The following is a 17,616-nucleotide window of genomic DNA, read 5'->3' as shown; positions in this document are numbered from 1 at the left end:
CGCCAACAAAGAAAGAAACGCTGACTCGCAAAGAGCAGTAAAACCATAAAATAATGGGGTTGATGATGAAAAACGTTAAAACTTTAGCTTTAGCCGCTACAGCAGTAGCAGCAATGTCTAGCAGTGCTTTCGCAGCAGATCGTTCAGATCTATACGCTACCGACTACAAGTGGATGCAGTTCAACGCTATGTACTCTGTAGACGAGCTACCAAGTGCTGGTGCAAGCGGACACAACTACCTAGAGATGGAATTCGGCGGCCGTAAAGGTATCGTTGATCTATATGGCTACGTTGACGTGTTCAACCTAGGTAACGAAAATGCTGGCGACAAGGCATCTGGTTCTGGCGCTAGCAAGATGTTCATGAAGTTTAACCCACGCTTCTCTCTAGATGCGATCACTGGTAAAGACCTGTCTTTCGGTCCAGTTCAAGAACTGTACTTCTCAACTCTGTTCAACTGGGGTGGCGGAGCTATCGGTTCTGACGTGAACGCGACTTTCTGGGGTCTTGGTGCTGACGTAAACGTGCCTTGGTTAGGCAAAACCGGCATGAACCTATACGCTCACTACGACCTAAACGCAAAAGAGTGGAACGGTTACCAGTTCTCTGCTAACTGGTTTAAGCCTTTCTACTTCTTCGAAAACAAGAGCTTCCTATCTTTCCAAGGTTATGTTGATTGGCAGTTCGGTGCTGACGAAGCATACTGGCCTACAGAAGAAAATGGTCCACTTGTTAAAGGTAAATCAACTAACGGTGGCGCAGCCTTCTTCGGTCTGTACTGGCACTCTGACAAGTATGCACTTGGCTATGGTCTGAAAGGTTACAAAGACGTTTACCTGCTGACTGACAAAGGTGCTACTGGCCTAGAAACCACTGGTTGGGGTCACTACTTCACCGCAACTTACAAGTTCTAAACTCAGAATTTGTAGGCTTGGGAGCCGCCTGAAGGCGGCTCCTCATCTCTCTCTTAGGTTTGTCATGATTGTTTAACCTAAGTGAGTAATCTTTATCTAAGCATGGACTATATTAATAGAGCTTGTTTACATAAAGGTTAGTAGTTTTACGCGCTAAAAAGGATTTTTCGCGGAAAGGCTGGAACACTACTCTACAAAGTATAATTACTTAGTTCCCCCTTCCCGGTCTTCAAGGATTCAAGTCGTGACCCTTGTGTCAGGATCGCCGCTGGTTTCACCAGGGCATTGAATACCTGAATTAGTAAACTTGTTATGTCGTACCGATAAAACAAATTTACGGCAACGCCTGAAGGCCCGGCCATAAATATAATCAGAAGATGCCAACTCTAGGTGCTGCCATACGTCGATTTCTTGTTTCTGAATTTATAATTTACGTTTCGGAGAGCTAATATGAGTGATTTAAAAAAAGCAGCACAGCAAGCCATTGAGCTGATGGATCTGACCACCCTGAACGATGACGATACCGATCAGAAAGTGATTGAGTTATGTCATAAGGCTAAGACTCCTGCGGGTAACACAGCTGCAATCTGTATCTATCCTCGTTTTATTCCTATCGCTCGTAAGACCCTGAATGAAATGGGTTGTGAAGAGATCAAAATCGCTACAGTCACCAACTTCCCCCATGGTAACGATGATATCGCGATCGCCGTGCTAGAGACGCGTGCCGCCGTTGCCTATGGTGCAGATGAAGTTGACGTAGTATTCCCATACCGTGCCCTGATGGAAGGCAACGAAACTGTAGGCTATGAGCTGGTTAAAGCTTGTAAAGAAGCCTGTGGTGACGACGTACTGCTGAAGGTGATCATCGAGTCTGGTGTACTGCAAGACCCAGCGCTTATCCGCAAGGCCTCTGAGCTGTCTATCGACGCCGGCGCCGACTTCATCAAGACCTCTACCGGTAAAGTGGAAGTAAACGCCACCTTAGAGGCCGCCGAGATCATGATGACAGTTATCGCCGAGAAGAACCCTAAAGTTGGTTTCAAACCAGCCGGTGGTGTGCGTGATGCCGCAGCCGCAGAAGAGTTCTTAGGTGTCGCTGAGCGTCTGCTAGGCAAGGGCTGGGCAACTCCACGTACCTTCCGTTTTGGTGCGTCTAGCCTGCTAAACAACTTGCTACACACCTTGGAATTGGCCGAAGCGCCTAAGGGTCCTCAAGGTTACTAAGCGACGCGGTTAGCTTTATTAGTTAAGTGTGATCTAAATCTATTTGATAACGCCAAAACTTGTATATATTGTTCGTAATTAAATTACGGTTATGGCGTTAAATAAGAGAATTTGTCACTCAAATACGATTTTTTGTGACAAATTTGGAGGCAGTACCATGTTTCTAGCACAAGAGATTATTCGTAAAAAACGTAATGGCGAAGTGTTGTCTACCCAAGAGATCCAATTTTTCGTTCAGGGGATCACCAACAACACAGTTTCTGAAGGCCAAATCGCTGCACTGGGTATGGCGGTCTATTTCAAAGACATGAACATGGATGAACGTATTGCGCTGACCACAGCCATGCGTGACTCTGGCACCGTCCTTAACTGGAAAAACCTCGGCCTCGACGGCCCTATTATCGACAAGCACAGCACTGGCGGTGTGGGCGATGTGATCAGCCTGATGCTTGGCCCCATGGCTGCCGCCTGTGGCGGATATGTGCCCATGATCTCCGGCCGTGGCCTGGGTCATACCGGCGGAACCCTGGATAAGTTCGATGCGATTCCAGGTTACCAGACTGAGCCCGACAGCGACCTGTTCAGAAAAGTCGTTAAAGAAGCCGGTGTCGCCATCATAGGTCAAACTGGAGACCTGGTCCCCGCCGATAAGCGTTTCTATTCTATTCGCGATAATACCGCAACCGTTGAATCCATCTCTCTCATCACAGCTTCTATTCTTTCTAAGAAACTTGCCGCCGGTCTCGATGCATTAGCCATGGACGTTAAGGTGGGCAGTGGCGCCTTCATGCCAACTTATGAAGCCTCTGAAGAGTTGGCTCGCAGCATTACCGCGGTAGCCAATGGTGCCGGTACCAAGACTACTGCTCTGCTGACCGACATGAACCAGGTGTTGGCATCATGTGCCGGTAACGCGGTAGAAGTGAAAGAAGCGGTGGATTTCCTGACCGGTGCATACCGTAACCCACGCTTGTATGAAGTGACCATGGGTCTGTGCGCCGAGATGTTGCAGCTAGGTGGCCTAGCCGCCAACGAAGCCGAAGCCCGTGAGAAACTCAACCGCGTGCTGGACAACGGTAAGGCTGCCGATATCTTCGGTCGTATGATTACCGGTCTGGGTGGTCCAGCTGACTTTATCGAAAACTATGCTAAGTATCTGCCACAGTCGCAGATCATTCGTCCTGTATACGCCGACCGTAGCGGTTTCGCGGCCTCTATGGATACCCGTGAGCTAGGCCTTGCGGTAGTAACCCTAGGCGGTGGACGTCGTAAGCCAGGTGATGCCCTAGATTACAGTGTGGGCTTGACCCAAGTCTGTGCGCTGGGCGATGAGATCACCTCAGATAAGCCGATTGCCATGGTACATGCGCAATCTGAAAGCGCCTTCGAAGAAGCGGCGGCAGCCGTGAAGAAAGCGATTCACATTGGCGATGAAGCGCCAGAGAAAACACCAGAGATCTATCGTTACATTCGTCAGTCAGATCTCTAGGAGAGTAAAAGATGAAAAGAACTGTCATTATGATGCTCGACTCTTTTGGGGTCGGTGCGGCAAAAGATGCTGAAGCCTTTGGCGACTCAGGTTCAAACACCTTCGGTCATATTGCTAAGGCATGTGCCGAAGGCAAGGCCAACGATGGTCGTGAAGGCCCGCTTAAGCTACCTAACCTGGCCAAGCTTGGCCTGGCACTGGCCGCTAAAGAGAGCACAGGCAGCTTTGCTGAAGGCTTCGGTGACGATGTCGAAGTGATTGGTGCCTACGGTCATGCCGATGAGCTGAGCTCGGGTAAAGATACCCCGAGCGGTCACTGGGAGATGGCGGGTGTTCCCGTTCTGTATGAGTGGGGCTATTTTAGCGACCTGAAAAACTCTTTCCCTAAAGAGCTGACCGACAAGATCCTTGAGCGCGCCGGCCTGTCAGGGTTCCTGGGTAACTGCCACGCATCAGGTACTGCGATCCTCGAAGAGCTGGGCGAAGAGCATATGCGCTCTGGTCTGCCTATCTTCTACACCTCTGCGGACTCAGTGTTCCAAATCGCCTGTCACGAAGAGACATTTGGTCTGGAAAACCTCTACACCTTGTGTCAAATCGCCCGTGAAGAGCTGGAACCTTACAACATCGGCCGTGTTATCGCTCGTCCATTCGTTGGCACAGGTCCAAGCGATTTCGCCCGTACCGGTAACCGTAAAGACTACGCGGTCGAGCCACCATCAAAGACGGTTCTCGATAAGCTGAAAGAGGCCGGTGGTGAGGTGGTTAGCGTGGGTAAGATTGCCGATATCTATGCGCACTGCGGTATTACCAAGAAGGTGAAGGCCACAGGTTTGGAGGCGCTATTCGATGCGACCCTGGAGCAGGTGAAGCAAGCTGGTGACCGTACTATCGTGTTTACTAACTTCGTCGATTTCGACTCTCACTACGGCCACCGCCGTGACATCGCCGGTTATGCCCGCGCGCTGGAGTACTTCGACAGCCGCCTGCCAGAGATGTTGGCGCTGCTGGGTGAAGAGGATCTGCTGCTGCTGACCGCAGACCATGGTTGCGACCCAACCTGGCAGGGTACAGACCACACCCGTGAGCGTGTGCCAGTACTTGCCTATGGTGCAGGTCTAGCACCCGGTTCACTGGGTCGTCGTAACAGCTTCGCCGATATCGGCCAGAGCATTGCGAGCTACTTCGGTCTAGAGCCTATGGAATACGGCGAGTCATTCGTCGCCTAGGCAATAAGGATGACTTAAGGTCATCCTGCTACAATATTATGATTTGGTGGCTTAAATTGGGCCACCGCTACTAGAAAAAGACTTAAGTCTAAAAATAGGGGTTATATAGATGGCTACACCACACATTAATGCAGTCGACGGTGCATTCGCTGATACAGTGTTATTCCCAGGCGACCCGCTACGTGCTAAATACATTGCAGAAACTTTCCTTGAGAACGTTGAGCAAGTCACCGACGTACGTAACATGCTAGGTTTCACAGGTACTTACAAAGGCGTTCGTATCTCTGTGATGGGTTCAGGCATGGGTATCCCTTCTTGCTCTATCTATGCGACTGAGCTGATCAAAGACTACGGCGTGAAAAACCTGATCCGCGTGGGTACTTGTGGTGCGATCAGCACAGACGTTAAAGTGCGCGACGTGATCATCGGTATGGGTGCTTGTACCGATTCTCAAGTTAACCGTCTACGTTTCAAGGGCCAAGACTTCGCCGCTATCTGTGACTACAGCCTGTTGAGCGCAGTGGTTAAGGCAGCCGAAGAGAAAGGTACTAAGTACCGCGTTGGTAACGTATTCTCTGCCGACCTGTTCTACACGCCAGATCCAGAAATGTTCGACGTGATGGAAAAGATGGACGTGCTAGGCGTTGAGATGGAAGCGGCTGGTCTATACGGCGTTGCTAAAGAGTTTGGTGCTAAGGCGCTATGTGTGGTGACAGTATCTGACCATATTCGTACCGGTGAAAAGACCTCTTCTGACGAGCGTCAAACTACCTTCAACGAAATGATCGAAATGACACTGGAAGCGGCAATTACTCTGTAATTATCACGCGAGTGTTTAAATAAAAACGGGCCAATTGGCCCGTTTTTTTATGTCTGTTCCAAGGGTTCTCTGGCCAAGTTTTTCTCTGACCTGTGCTTTACTCTGATCAAGGTTTTCTTCTGACTAAGGCTTTCCTCTGTCTAAACCTGGCTCATGTTGAGCGCGAGTCTTGTCTTTGTCCTCCACCCGGGACGGCTTAATTGCCTTGTTTCTTATCACAGGCAGCATCTGGGGCTGAGTCATCGCTCTCTTGCGCGTCATCCGCACCCAGGGTGGCGGCGATTTTCTTACCGATCTTGCTCTTGGTCTTGCGACGCTCGAAGTCGGCCCGTTTAAAGGAGAGAGCGCGGGAGAGCAGCATGCCGATGAGGCCTGCGATGATCAACATCATCTGCTGCTGCTCCATGTTGAGCTGATGCGCCTCCTTGATCTCATTGAAGAAGCGTTGCGGCACCAGACGCACCTCTATGTAACCCAGGTTTTTATCATCCTGCAGCACCGCCTCTACATAGGGCGGGTAAGCCGCCAGCAGGGCCTTTAACTCTTCCGACTCAGGTTCCAGCTGCTCGCTGGTGACGCTCTGGGCAAATGCCAGGCGTTGTCCCTTCTCGCTGAATATGGTGGCCGACATCACCTTAGGATCAAGCACCAGGGCGCTGGTGAGCCATTGTAGCTGCTCATCGTTTTGCAGCTGCAGCGCCGGGGCGGCGCCATAGGCGGTCTGCTGCACTAATAATCGTGCCATCTTTTGAGTTTGGGACTTTAGAAGCTGCTGACCTTGTAGTAGGCTAGTTTCCCATAATTGGAACAGGCCCACCATGAGGGCGACCGCCACGGCAATCTGCAGCAGTCGCGTCAGCCTCTGGGTCTTTTTGAGTCCTTTAAGAAAAAACACTTTGTACCTGAAGATGATAAGGGTTTTATTAATCATAATGGATTATCTTCTAACCCGATACCCGGAGACGCATTACTAATGGCAAATCAGCAACAAAATCCTCTGTTTTCATGGCTCTATGATGAGGTTAGTGCGAGTCTTACCCTGGATGGCTGTCAGCTTACACGCCACGAGGAAGCGAGCGCCCCCAACGCTGATTTACGCCTGCGTCTGGTCTATCAGGACACTCAGAGCCAGGAGACTATCACCGAGCAGCTGTTGTCCTCTGCAGCGCCTGTGAGCATCGCCCTTATCACCCGCCAAAACGATCTTACCTGTATCGAGCTCTGCCTCGACAAGCAGGCGGGGCAGAAGCTCTGCGATGCGCTCGGCGAGCGAGATGATATCGAGCTGCTGCATATCGGCGCAGAACAGCCTAGGCTGGATAGGCCCGGTCTACTGGTGATGGACATGGACTCGACGGCGATTCAGATAGAGTGCATCGACGAGCTGGCGGCCATGGCCGGCGTTGGCGAGGCGGTGGCCGAGGTTACCGAGCGCGCCATGCAGGGCGAGCTGGATTTCGAGCAGAGCCTGCGTGAGCGGGTGGCCAAGCTGGCGGGCGCCGATGCCGGCATCATAGATACCCTGTGTGCCCAGCTGCCGCTAATGCCGGGGCTGGAGGCCATGGTAGCCGAACTGCAGGATTATGGCTGGCGTTTGGTGTTGGCCTCGGGCGGCTTTACCCCGTTCGTTGGGCACCTTAAGCAGCAGTTAAACCTAGATGCCGCCTATGCCAACGAGCTGGTGATCGTCGAGGGCAAGCTCAAGGGAGAGGTGATAGGCACTGTGGTCGATGCCCAGTTTAAGGCCGATACCGTGCTACGCAGCGCCGAGAGCTGGCAGATCCCTGTGGGTCAGCGCCTGGCTATAGGCGATGGCGCCAACGATATCCCCATGGTGCAGGCGGCGGATTTTGGCATCGCCTATCATGCCAAGCCTAAGCTAAAGGCGGCAGCCGATGCGGCGATTGCCAAGTTGGATTTAAGAGTACTGCCCTACATGTTGGTAAACCTGGCCTAGGCGGAATTCTCGGCCGAATCTAACACAGCGTCAAAAGGCTCGCCCTGTGCGGGCCTTTTTTGATCTCGACTATATTGGCTAATTTTTTGCCTGATTGAATCTAAAGCTCGCGTTTAAAATCATCCTTTTATCTTTGATCTTTAAGTCATAAATTTAAAACACTTGTTTAAGATGGCTTCAGGCCTGTTTGAGTCCTGTTTTTCTCTCGCTTTACTCTTGTATTACTCCTTTAAAGTCAGTAATTTAAATCAAATTTTACTCGGATGTTTTCAGTGTCGACTCTGATCCAAGAATCACGTTTTATTCCCTATCGTCAGGGACAACTCCATCTGCGCCTGCTCAAACAGCCCGATGCCGACATGAGTCGGCCGCCCATACTGATGCTCCACGGCGCCATGTCTAATGGCCGGGTCTTCTATAGTGACAAGGGCAGGGGGCTTGGCTGTTATCTGGCCGAGGCGGGCTTCGTGGTCTATGTGCTCGATACCCTGGGACGCGGCCTGAGTACCCCAAAATTGAGCACAGGCGCCAGCCATGGTCAGGGTGAGGTGATCCGCGAACAGCTCCCCCTGGTACAGCACTATATTTTGTCTCAGCATCCCGAGGCTCATCAGGTGCATTGGTGCGCTCACTCCTGGGGCGGTGTGCTGATGGCCAGCGCCATCGCCCGTTTCGATTTCTTTCAGACCAGTGTCGCGTCTTTGCTGACCTTCGGCAGTAAGCGCGCCATTAAGGTACGCTCCTTTAAGAAGTGGCTGATGGTGGATCTTGTGTGGAACAAACTGGCGCCGGCGATTGCCGCCGGTCATGGCTATCTGGCCGCCGACCGCTGGCGCATGGGGATGGATAACGAGACCAGGGCCTCCCTGTACCAGAGTATCGACTGGGTCAGAGGTGAGTGGATAGATCATGACGATGGCTTCGATTACGCCAAGGCGGCAACTGCCTTAGGTGCCAAACAGGGCTGGCCTAAGGCCTGGTTTATCGCAGGTAAGGGGGATCAGGTGCTGGGTAATCCGGCCGACGTGCAGCGGATGATTAAGGAGTGCCATATCAAGCCGGTGACCTATACCTTGCTCAGCAAGGCTAATGGCAACCGTCACGACTATGGCCACGCCGAGATGCTGACCCACAAGGATGCCACAGAGGATCACTTTCCTCTGGTATTGAGCTGGTACCGCGGGCTCTAGTGAAGATCAAAATGGCGCAGGTTTATAGCGCCGGCAGTTACGCTTTCTGTTGCTCAAGCAGCTCTGGATAGCGCAGCATCACCTCGTCTGTAATATCCAGCAGCTCGCCCACGCCTATGATGTGCCACATCAGTTGTTCCAGCTTCTTGGCCTTGTGCTGGGCATGTAGGCCAATATATTCCAGTTCACGCTTGATATAGTTGATATCAGGCTTACCAGCAGCGCCGCGGTAGACGCGAAGCGCCATGAAGCGGCCCAGGTTTTGGCTCTGCCGTATGAAGTGTAGCTGGGCCTGTTGATCGCCAATCTCCCTTGGCTTCACGCATTTTATCTTGATGCGTCCCTGAGACTGGCGGGAGATCTGCACATAGGTTTCGAAAAACTCGAGTCCGTGTTGTGGCTTCATCTGACGGATAGGGGTGATGAAATCCTCTTTGAGGCGCCCCTTGTCCAGCAGGGCACTGAGGTCGTATTTCAATGCCTCCTGGGTGGTCGCCGCGAAGAGATCGGCGATGGCGTTGGAATGTTTGCTCACCCCTAATACGCTGAGTTTGGCCGATTTTGCCGTCTTCTCTATGAAGTAAGGGACGGAAGCCAAGTCGCGCATCAGCAAGTTCTTCAGCCCGTCCGAGAGCTCCTTCATGTCGCTGTTGGCCTCGGTCAGCTTTCTCAGCTTGTCGCGGTTGGCCTCGATGAGGCGGCTGAGGAAGGCGACGCCGACATGGGGCGTGTGGCCGACCATGGCGGCAAGGTGTATGGTGACGCCATTTTTGCGGGTGCGGATAAGCCGATAGGGCAGCTGCGCCAGCCGCGTCTTACCCGCCAGATGTTGCAGCTTGGGAAAGGCGACCATCACAGGGGCCGTGGTATCTAAGTTCGCTGGCTCATCCAGGGTGACTTGCAGCCCCTTGCCCGAGATATCTAAGGTGAAACCGTGGTGTGTCTGTTTGCCCTGGCTGACGGTGACCAGCGTCTTGAAGGAGAAGCGCGCCTCGTTGCGCCGCTCGGTAAATTGTAGCGACAACAACTTGATCTGATCTTCCAGCAGCTTCTCCTGGCCGAAGCGTTTCAGCTCGTTGGCCTGATGGCCTTTGGCATCCCAAGCCTCATATTGCGGCAGCACCTCTTCGTTGGTGAGATCGATCAGCTGCAGCACATGGGTGAAGCACTTGAGCTGGGCCTCGGTCAGCGAGGCGTAATAGCTGGAGTCACCGGGTAAGACACTGGATTTATAGGAGATCTCATGGTCTATCTCATGACAGGCCAGCTTGAATATGCGCCAACTGGCCTTGGTGGCACCAAAGCGCAGGAAGAGGCCGAGCATATCGCTCTGTTTTAGCTCGGCCAGGCTGGCGGAATAGAAGAAGATTGCCCCCTGTGCCTGAAAGGTAAAGCAGAAAAACAGGTTATGATCCGGGTCTTGAGGCGCATTAAACAGGGCCTGTAACCGCTCATGGGTCAACATGCTGCCGAGCTGGCTGACCGACTTCTCATCGACAAAATACTGTTGCAGCTTCTGATTGTCGCGGCTCAGTAACTTGTGGGTGATGCGATGCTGGCCGTCCTTAAGCTCAACATACAGCGGCAGGTGCGGCAGATGGGGCAGATAGTGACGCTCGAAACCCAGTCCTGTGGCGGCGACCAGTATATCGTTGATATCCACCTTGTAGCGAAACTTGTAGCCCTGGATCAGGTTGGCCAGCATGTCAGAGAGGGCATCGCTGCCGCCGACGCGTTTGAGGCGCATCCAGCTGAACTCGTGATTGCTCTCGACATCGACCACCTGATACTCCACCCCTTTCTGCAGGTCATCGAAATAGTATTCGGCGCTCAGTTCCAGCAGCTTGACGATAAGCGGCTGCTCTGGGTTGAGGCCGTGATCGGCTGGCAGGCGAATGCGGGCGCCGCCGACCGAGAGGTCGACCGTGATCCCTTTCACCTCGCTACGCCCCGGTTGTAGCACGCCGATGCGGATCGCATAGTTCATCCGCTCTTCGGCGCGATTGAAGTAGCTGCCTAAGATGGCGCCGCTGGCCACATAGGGGGTGAGGGCTGTGTCGGCCCCTTGGTCGCCTTCGCGCGCCCTTTGCCGGCGCAGTTTATGACCCTCGATCACCTGTTCGTAAACGCCAAGGGTGTACTGCCCTTGATACAGGGCTAGGGCCTGAATAAAGTTCTCTTTCGCCGGGGCATCGATAAAGTGAGTCTGGGCGCCGCTGCTAAAGGGGGCGCAGGGCAGTTCGGATCTGTCCCTGAGATCGATAACCCGGGTACAGGGAGAGGAGAGGCGGTTGAGCTCCATCTTGAGCAGAAAACGGGTCGAATTGGACTCGCCTGAGGTCAGATGTTCAAACAGCTCCTGGAAGTTGGTTTCCATCAGCAGGGGTTTTAACTGTTCGATCAATGCCTTATGTTGCTCTAGACTCATGGATTATATCTTTTCGACTCATAGTGGATGGTGCGGCTTATCTTCTTGTGTCGGCAGCTCGGGTAAAAACTTGATAGCCTTTTGTTTATTCAGCACAATTTGCTAACGCTGTGGCGGACACTGTGGTTGAAAGCCCTAACGCCAGTGTAAGGCATTTTAGCCCCCTTGTGGGAATCATTTTAGCACTCAGCGATAGCGTGGATTGGTGTATGCGCACTACAGCCGCTCAAGATACTCATGTAGAATGCCTGCATGGAAAAGGGCCTTTTTGGTCTGCGTGAGCAGATACAGGAGAGTCCAGACATTGATGAGATGACAAACAGTTAAGCTATGGCGAAGAATAAAACAGCATATGTGTGCAGCGAATGTGGTCAGGACTTTCCCCGCTGGCAGGGGCAGTGTAATGCCTGCGGCGAGTGGAACACCATCTCAGAGGTGAGGCTAGCACCGGCTAAGTCAAGCGGGGGCTCGGTGGCCGGTTATGCGGGCGCCGTCGGTGGCGGCTCGAAGAAGCTTAGCGAGGTGGAGGAGTTTGAGGCCAAGAAGCTGCTTACCGGCATTGGCGAGCTGGACCGGGTGCTGTGCGGCGGGCTCACCACGGGCTCGGTTAACATTATCTCGGGGGATCCCGGCGCCGGTAAGACGACCATTTTGTCGGATCTGGTGTCGCGTATGTCTCAACTGATGCCCTCGCTCTACTGCACCGCCGAAGAGTCGTTGTCGCAGTTTAAGAACCGGGTCAATCGCCTCAGGCTCGACTGCAACGAGGAAAACCTCTACCTGATGGCCGAGACCAATGTGGAGGCGATCATCGCCGAGCTGGAGGCCAAGCAGGTCAAGTTTGCGGTGATCGACTCGATTCAGGCCGTTGTGACGGACCTAGCCAACGGCAGTCCGGGTTCGCCATCTCAGGTCAAGGGCAGTGCCCAGGCACTGACCCAATACTGTAAGCAGAACAATGTCACCATGTTCTTGGTCGCCCACGTGAACAAGAACAACGAGACGGCAGGCCCGCAGACCCTGATCCATATCGTCGACTGCCTGACGCATCTCGAGTGTAACGACGGTCAGGTGCGCACCCTGAGGGCCAACAAGAATCGTTTCGGCGACGTGGATACCGTAGGCATCTTCAGGATGACGGAGCGAGGCATGATAAGTGTCGATAACCCCAGCGAGATCTTCCTCTCGGGCTCCACTACCGAGTCTCCCGGGGCGGCCATTACCTGTATCCGCAAGGGCAATCGCAACCTGCTGCTGGAGATCCAGTGCCTGACCACAGAGGCCGAAGGGGAGTTTCCCCAGCGGGTCTGTGTCGGCCTGAACATGAACCGCATCAAGATGCTGACGGGGATTTTACGTAAACATACCCGCACCAAGATCTATCACGACACCTATTTCAATCTGGTGGGCGGACTCAAGATAGACGAGTCTGAGACCTGTATCGACCTGGCGCTGGTGGCCGCGCTGCTGAGCAGCCTCAACGAGTTCGTGGTGCCGCGCACCACCTGCATCATGGGCGAGCTGAGTCTCAACGGTGATGTGCGCCCCATTGACAGCGGCGTGCCCAGGGTGAAAGAGGCGGTGCAGCATGGCTTTACCGAGATCTTTATTCCCTATCGCAACTATCATAAGTCGATGGAAGGGTTGGGGGCCAAGATTAACCCCATCAAGACGATCCACGAGCTACTAGAGCTGATCTGTTAAGGTTTACTGTCAGCGAGAGGAAACCCATGCATATACGCAGTGAAGCCCCCGGCGATAGTGCAGACATAGCAGAGATCACCAGGGCAGCCTTTCTCGAGGCGCCTCACACCGACCATACCGAGCATCTTATCGTCAATGCCCTGCGAGACGCAGGCGCGCTGGCGATATCATTAGTGGCCGAGGTGCAGGGAAAACTAGTAGGGCATGTTGCCTTGTCCCGGGTGAGCATCTCTGATGGGAGTCCAGACTGGTATGGACTCGGCCCCATCTCGGTTTTACCCGGGCTTCAGGGAGAGGGGATCGGCAGCGCCTTGATGCGCGCCGCACTGGAGGCGCTCGATAAAGATAATGCCCATGGCTGCGTCTTACTGGGAGAGCCTGAGTTTTATCGGCGTTTTGGCTTTGCGCCCAATGCCGGACTTACTCTACCCGGCGTGCCAGAGGCTTATTTTCTTGCGCGTAAATTGCGCGGCGAATGGCCTCAAGGAGTGGTGAGCTATCATGCTGCCTTTCAGGTAAAGGCTAACTAGATTGAACATTTTCTTGTTGTAAAAGATAAAAAGCCTCCGGATATGGAGGCTTTTTGGCACTTAAGGCTGTTTAGCTACACTTGCCAAAAGTGGGGGTTGAATTGCCATCTTGGGATTCAACGGTCAGGTTTGAACAGACTGGCTGGTCACCGACTTTCACATCGGTGAAGTTAAACTTCACCTGTTGGCCTTCATGCAGGTTTGAATAAACGGTATCGCCGTTTTTCAGGTTGTACTGCACTGTAAAGAAGGTGGGGAACACGCCGCCTTCGTTAAGGATCTGTGGGCCATCGACCGTTGGCGCCATAACAGACTGTGGGATGGCTACCGCGCTGTGGAAGGCCAGTAACTGTGCCGCCATGGTCTGCTGGTAGCTCATGTCTTTGAAGTCCTGGCTCTCTGCATGGTGCAGGCCGCGAACATAACGAGACAGTGATGAGTAATCCGCAGGCAGTTTAGTGCCCAGTGCACTGCGATCTACCGTCTTAGAGAACTTTTGGTGGTCTTGGAACAGAGGCTCGTTGGTGACGAAGCGCAGCTCGTCGTTGGTGCTGCCACGCCATACCTTCAGCTTGCCACCTGCGTTAAGTTGGATTAGAGCCACGTTACCCTCATTATCACGCAGGTTAAAATGCGCAGGTACTAAGTGATCCATGTCCATCAGGGGATCAGAGAAGGCTGGCTGCCATTCGCCTTTGTCCAGGCCGTCGATAGCCTCGGCAACGGTTTTGTAGTTTGAGGTGATGTAGGTCGCCAGTAGTCCGTTGTTGACCGCAGGTGCACCATCGTCATTGTCTTTATGCATCGCCAGAAACGGCGCGCTAGCTTCCTGGTATTGTCCGTGGACAGACAGGCCTTGGTCGTTGATGGCGTCGTAGGCGGTGCCATGGAAGATAGGGTTATCAGACAGTGACATTGTCTTGTACTTGGTGGTCCAGGTGGCCTGAGTCTTGTAGCTAGGCGCATTGGAGCTCACTTCTATGCCAGCTGGAATGATCTTGGCGCGGGCTTCGACTGCGACTCCCCAATCTAGCGAGCGGGCGACTAGCGTGCCATAGTCTGTGGTGGCCGATACGCTAGAGCAAGCTGAAGCGGTTTGTACTGCACCTATAGTCATAAGAGCGGCGATGCTGGCTGCGACGATTGATGTTTTCATGGTGACTACCTCGTTTGGTTGAACCTAAAATGGGTTTATTTCACGGCTTAATTTTGCCTATGGAGCTAGAATAGGCTTAAAATCTAATAGTTAATAACTAATAACCATTCGATAATCGAATATGTTGGGTTGCACTAGAGCCGAGTTTTTAGGTGAACTTGTAGGCAAACATTTAAATGAGTATTTAAGTGAGTTGTTAGGTGGGGCTTGAGGCGTGCTTGCGGTGCAGTTAGATAGGAAAACATAGAGCGTTAACCTGTGACGCCGGCATCAGGAGTCAGCCCGATGGACCAGCGTTAGCGACAGTGCCAGATCGAAAAAGAGGACCCTAGCTAGGTCCCCTTTGTGTTGCATTCATTGAAGCTAAGCTAACTCTAGCAAAGTCCATGGCTGGCAGGAGGGCGCATCACCCTTGATCATGCACCTCGATAAACATCTTGAGTTCACGGTCGAGCAATGAGGCATCGCCTATGTTGAGCTCTAGCATGCGCCTCAAGTGGCTGATGCTGTCGATATCGATATGCAGGCATTCGAGGCCGAGTTGGCCGTCTTGACGGTGGATCACCTGGGTCTCCATAGTGACCTCTACATCCGAGCCTTCCAGGGTGAAGCTCAGGAGTATTGGAGCCGGGCCTGGTGCGAACTCTTGGGGCAGCTCGACCAGGGCACCATTCAGGCTAAGATCGTGCAGCTTGGTCGACCACACCTTATCCTCTTGGGTGAGCGTCGCATCGACATCGAAGAAGATGCGCGAAAATTGCCGCCTTTCATTCATAACCTGTCCTAGCCTCAAGTGTGAGCGTAATGTTAATAAGGTAAGCATAAGCTAACATGACCCGGGTGTAAAAATCTTGATTTATATTTAGCTTTAGTGACTTGAGCCAAAATCTATTTGCATCGAACGCAAGATCTGATAGGCAGCAAAGGCTTAAACAACACGGGCGCCCTAGCGGCTAAAAACCGCGCCAGATCTCATAATTGAGATAAAGCTGATATGCAATTATGAAAAATTGTGAATAATAGCCTTAACCTTTATTTAACGCGTCTGGGAGCGGGGTCATGGCCCTAACTTCATTACAACCTTGTGTGCTTGTGGTCGATGATGAGGCGGTGATCCGTGCTCGCCTGAAGGGCTATTTCGAGAAAGAGGGTTATCGAGTGCTCGAAGCCGCCGATGGTGAAGAGATGTGGCAGCAGTTCAGCCAGCAGCATATCGATCTCGTGATGTTGGACATCAACCTACCCGGTGTCGATGGCCTCAGCCTGACCCGCGAACTGCGTAGCCGCTCCGAGGTGGGCATCATATTGGTAACCGGGCGTGACGAGGCGATCGATAAGATCATCGGCCTGGAGATGGGCGCCGACGATTATGTGACCAAGCCCTTCGAGCTGCGTGAACTCCTGGTGCGGGTGAAGAATCTGCTCTGGCGTATCTCTTTAGTGAAGAAGGCGCAGCAGCAGGCGATTGCCGAGCTGGAGCGCTGTGACGATCTTATCGAGTTTGAAGATTACAGCCTGGCCCTCAACAGCCGCAGGCTCTCTCAGGGCGAGGCGGTGATTAAGCTCACCAAGGCGGAGTTTGAGCTGCTTAGCGCCTTCGTGCTGCACCCACAGCAGGTGCTGAGCCGTGAACGCCTGATGCAGCTGACCAGCCACCGCAATCAGGATGTCAACGACAGAACCATAGATGTGATCATCCGACGTCTGCGCAACAAGCTACATGCCGAACTCTTCGTTACCGTCCACGGCGAGGGCTACCTGTTCTCCGCTAAAGTAGAAGATTAAGGTATAAGACTAGGGTTGAGGAGTCGCCTTAGGTGCCTCGACCCGGTAGATGGGGTAAAAATCCGCCGGCGCCAGGCTGTCGGCTAGCTGCTTCATCTGAATATTATCTGGGGTGAGTCCCTTTATCCCGGGGCCGATATCGCCAAAGGGGGCGGCGCCCTCGAGTTCCCGCACCACCACATCTATCGCTAACTTACCCTGCAGCACCACCTGATCGTCACTACTAAAGGCCACCCTATGGCGGTACAGGCCGCGCAGGGTGGCGGGCGAGAGATAGCTGCTCACCAAGGCTATGTCTTGCGCTGTGTCCTGCTGCGCCAGGGCGCCGATGGCGGCCTCGATGGCCACGGCGCTGCCCAGTATATAGTCGGGCCTATGGTCTTTGAGTAGATGATGTAACTGATCCCGATAGAGATCGCGATTGTTATCGGCGTGGCGGTTGGAGGAGATGGTCACTGTGCTGCCCTCAAGCGCAGCCATGATCCCTTGCTCAACCCAGGTGCTGCCGCCAAGTTTCTCGGGGCCGAGCAGCAGTGCCAGTTGCACAGCCTGGCCAGTGCTAGTCTGGCTTGTGCTAGTCTGGCTTGTGTTAGCCTTGCCAGGCTGTTTGGCTGTGGTGCGATGAATATAATCGCCGGCATGCCAGCCCATCTGATACCAGTTGACGCCTATGCGTGTGCTCACCAGGGGGCTGTCCAGGCGGTTGACCAGGGCCAACATGGGCTTGCTGATCTGCCCCTGATACTGTTTGAGTAGCTCAGGATCTACAGTGCCCAGCAAGATGGCGTCGAAATCGGATTTCATGCAGTGTTCTAGCTGCTCGAGCTGCTTCACCTTGCCATAGTAACTACCAGCCTCAAACAGCTCCAGGGCGACCCCCAAAGTTTGCGCCCGGGTCACCAAGCCATAGTCTATGCCAATCCAGTAGGCGTCTTTGAGGTGGGGCACCAGGGCGCAGAGTCGCCAGGGCCGTTTAGCCGCACTCAAGGGGCGATAGCTGAGTGTCTCGACCTGCTGGAGCTTGGCGTTATAGGGAGTGCGCCGCTCAAGTGACCAGGTCTCACTGGCATTGGCCGTCACCGATATCGCCAAACCGGCGGAAATTGCCAGCCCGTTGAGGCAAGCCCAGAGAGAAAAGGCGCGGAAAAAGGGAGATTTATTATGCTTCACCACAGGGCACTCAGTATAAT

15 protein-coding genes are annotated in these 17,616 nt (G+C 53.3%); 10 read left to right on the top strand and 5 right to left on the bottom strand.

The window, feature by feature from the left end:
* The first annotated feature begins 65 nt into the window (after window positions 1-65).
* From AYI87_RS16465 to deoD, 5 genes are all read left to right on the top strand, one after another.
* Complete coding sequence (locus tag AYI87_RS16465; RefSeq protein WP_144203828.1) at window positions 66-914, top strand: outer membrane protein OmpK; 849 nt, start codon at window positions 66-68, stop codon at window positions 912-914.
* A gap of 450 nt (window positions 915-1,364) precedes the next feature.
* A complete protein-coding gene (gene deoC, locus AYI87_RS16460) occupies window positions 1,365-2,138 on the top strand; it encodes a deoxyribose-phosphate aldolase (RefSeq protein ID WP_144203803.1) in 774 nt (257 codons plus the stop codon).
* Between the two features lie 157 nt (window positions 2,139-2,295).
* On the top strand, window positions 2,296-3,627 hold the full coding sequence (gene deoA / locus AYI87_RS16455) for a thymidine phosphorylase (protein ID WP_144203802.1): 1,332 nt from the start codon (window positions 2,296-2,298) through the stop codon (window positions 3,625-3,627).
* 11 nt (window positions 3,628-3,638) lie between these two features.
* Window positions 3,639-4,856, top strand: coding sequence for a phosphopentomutase (locus AYI87_RS16450; RefSeq protein ID WP_144203801.1), 1,218 nt, complete (start codon window positions 3,639-3,641; stop codon window positions 4,854-4,856).
* A gap of 109 nt (window positions 4,857-4,965) precedes the next feature.
* Window positions 4,966-5,676, top strand: a complete 711-nt coding sequence (gene deoD / locus AYI87_RS16445; protein WP_011866609.1) for a purine-nucleoside phosphorylase — start codon at window positions 4,966-4,968, stop codon at window positions 5,674-5,676.
* Between the two features lie 196 nt (window positions 5,677-5,872).
* Here the strand turns inward: deoD and AYI87_RS16440 are convergent, their stop codons facing one another.
* Window positions 5,873-6,607, bottom strand: a complete 735-nt coding sequence (locus tag AYI87_RS16440; protein ID WP_260865161.1) for a YtjB family periplasmic protein — start codon at window positions 6,605-6,607, stop codon at window positions 5,873-5,875.
* Between the two features lie 42 nt (window positions 6,608-6,649).
* Between AYI87_RS16440 and serB the strand changes: the two genes are divergently transcribed.
* On the top strand, window positions 6,650-7,633 hold the full coding sequence (gene serB / locus AYI87_RS16435; RefSeq protein ID WP_144203800.1) for a phosphoserine phosphatase SerB: 984 nt from the start codon (window positions 6,650-6,652) through the stop codon (window positions 7,631-7,633).
* Window positions 7,634-7,896: 263 nt separating this feature from the next.
* A complete protein-coding gene (locus tag AYI87_RS16430) occupies window positions 7,897-8,823 on the top strand; it encodes an alpha/beta fold hydrolase (RefSeq protein ID WP_144203799.1) in 927 nt (308 codons plus the stop codon).
* Window positions 8,824-8,860: 37 nt separating this feature from the next.
* On the opposite strand, the gene AYI87_RS16425 is transcribed toward AYI87_RS16430, so the two are convergent.
* Window positions 8,861-11,251: a PilZ domain-containing protein gene (locus AYI87_RS16425; protein WP_144203798.1), complete on the bottom strand. Its 2,391-nt coding sequence runs from the start codon at window positions 11,249-11,251 to the stop codon at window positions 8,861-8,863.
* A gap of 330 nt (window positions 11,252-11,581) precedes the next feature.
* On the opposite strand from AYI87_RS16425, the gene radA reads away from it, so the two are divergent.
* Both radA and AYI87_RS16415 read left to right on the top strand, forming a co-directional pair.
* Window positions 11,582-12,955, top strand: coding sequence for a DNA repair protein RadA (radA, locus tag AYI87_RS16420; RefSeq protein ID WP_144203797.1), 1,374 nt, complete (start codon window positions 11,582-11,584; stop codon window positions 12,953-12,955).
* Window positions 12,956-12,981: 26 nt separating this feature from the next.
* Window positions 12,982-13,485, top strand: coding sequence for a GNAT family N-acetyltransferase (locus AYI87_RS16415; protein WP_144203796.1), 504 nt, complete (start codon window positions 12,982-12,984; stop codon window positions 13,483-13,485).
* A 70-nt stretch (window positions 13,486-13,555) separates the two neighbouring features.
* Here the strand turns inward: AYI87_RS16415 and AYI87_RS16410 are convergent, their stop codons facing one another.
* A complete protein-coding gene (locus AYI87_RS16410; RefSeq protein WP_144203795.1) occupies window positions 13,556-14,641 on the bottom strand; it encodes a linear amide C-N hydrolase in 1,086 nt (361 codons plus the stop codon).
* A gap of 406 nt (window positions 14,642-15,047) precedes the next feature.
* Window positions 15,048-15,416, bottom strand: a complete 369-nt coding sequence (locus AYI87_RS16405) for a PilZ domain-containing protein (RefSeq protein ID WP_144203794.1) — start codon at window positions 15,414-15,416, stop codon at window positions 15,048-15,050.
* A 284-nt stretch (window positions 15,417-15,700) separates the two neighbouring features.
* Between AYI87_RS16405 and torR the strand changes: the two genes are divergently transcribed.
* A complete protein-coding gene (torR, locus tag AYI87_RS16400) occupies window positions 15,701-16,426 on the top strand; it encodes a two-component system response regulator TorR (RefSeq protein ID WP_011866600.1) in 726 nt (241 codons plus the stop codon).
* Between the two features lie 9 nt (window positions 16,427-16,435).
* On the opposite strand, the gene torT is transcribed toward torR, so the two are convergent.
* Window positions 16,436-17,599: a TMAO reductase system periplasmic protein TorT gene (torT, locus tag AYI87_RS16395; RefSeq protein WP_144203793.1), complete on the bottom strand. Its 1,164-nt coding sequence runs from the start codon at window positions 17,597-17,599 to the stop codon at window positions 16,436-16,438.
* Between the last annotated feature and the right edge of the window lie 17 nt (window positions 17,600-17,616).

The sequence above is a fragment of the Shewanella sp. KCT genome (genome assembly GCF_007636505.1).
GTDB lineage: Bacteria > Pseudomonadota > Gammaproteobacteria > Enterobacterales > Shewanellaceae > Shewanella > Shewanella halotolerans.
This window is presented reverse-complemented; position numbering and strand designations above follow the sequence as displayed.

Bases quoted from the DNA above. Each gene is read 5' to 3' on its own strand.
- serB (WP_144203800.1), top strand. From the start codon at position 6,650: ATGGCAAATCAGCAACAAAATCCTCTGTTTTCATGGCTCTATGATGAG.
- AYI87_RS16440 (WP_260865161.1), bottom strand. From the start codon at position 6,607: ATGATTAATAAAACCCTTATCATCTTCAGGTACAAAGTGTTTTTTCTT.
- AYI87_RS16430 (WP_144203799.1), top strand. From the start codon at position 7,897: ATGTTTTCAGTGTCGACTCTGATCCAAGAATCACGTTTTATTCCCTAT.
- AYI87_RS16405 (WP_144203794.1), bottom strand. From the start codon at position 15,416: ATGAATGAAAGGCGGCAATTTTCGCGCATCTTCTTCGATGTCGATGCG.
- deoA (WP_144203802.1), top strand. From the start codon at position 2,296: ATGTTTCTAGCACAAGAGATTATTCGTAAAAAACGTAATGGCGAAGTG.
- torR (WP_011866600.1), top strand. From the start codon at position 15,701: ATGGCCCTAACTTCATTACAACCTTGTGTGCTTGTGGTCGATGATGAG.
- AYI87_RS16410 (WP_144203795.1), bottom strand. From the start codon at position 14,641: ATGAAAACATCAATCGTCGCAGCCAGCATCGCCGCTCTTATGACTATA.
- AYI87_RS16425 (WP_144203798.1), bottom strand. From the start codon at position 11,251: ATGAGTCTAGAGCAACATAAGGCATTGATCGAACAGTTAAAACCCCTG.
- AYI87_RS16465 (WP_144203828.1), top strand. From the start codon at position 66: ATGAAAAACGTTAAAACTTTAGCTTTAGCCGCTACAGCAGTAGCAGCA.
- AYI87_RS16450 (WP_144203801.1), top strand. From the start codon at position 3,639: ATGAAAAGAACTGTCATTATGATGCTCGACTCTTTTGGGGTCGGTGCG.
- deoC (WP_144203803.1), top strand. From the start codon at position 1,365: ATGAGTGATTTAAAAAAAGCAGCACAGCAAGCCATTGAGCTGATGGAT.
- radA (WP_144203797.1), top strand. From the start codon at position 11,582: ATGGCGAAGAATAAAACAGCATATGTGTGCAGCGAATGTGGTCAGGAC.
- AYI87_RS16415 (WP_144203796.1), top strand. From the start codon at position 12,982: ATGCATATACGCAGTGAAGCCCCCGGCGATAGTGCAGACATAGCAGAG.
- deoD (WP_011866609.1), top strand. From the start codon at position 4,966: ATGGCTACACCACACATTAATGCAGTCGACGGTGCATTCGCTGATACA.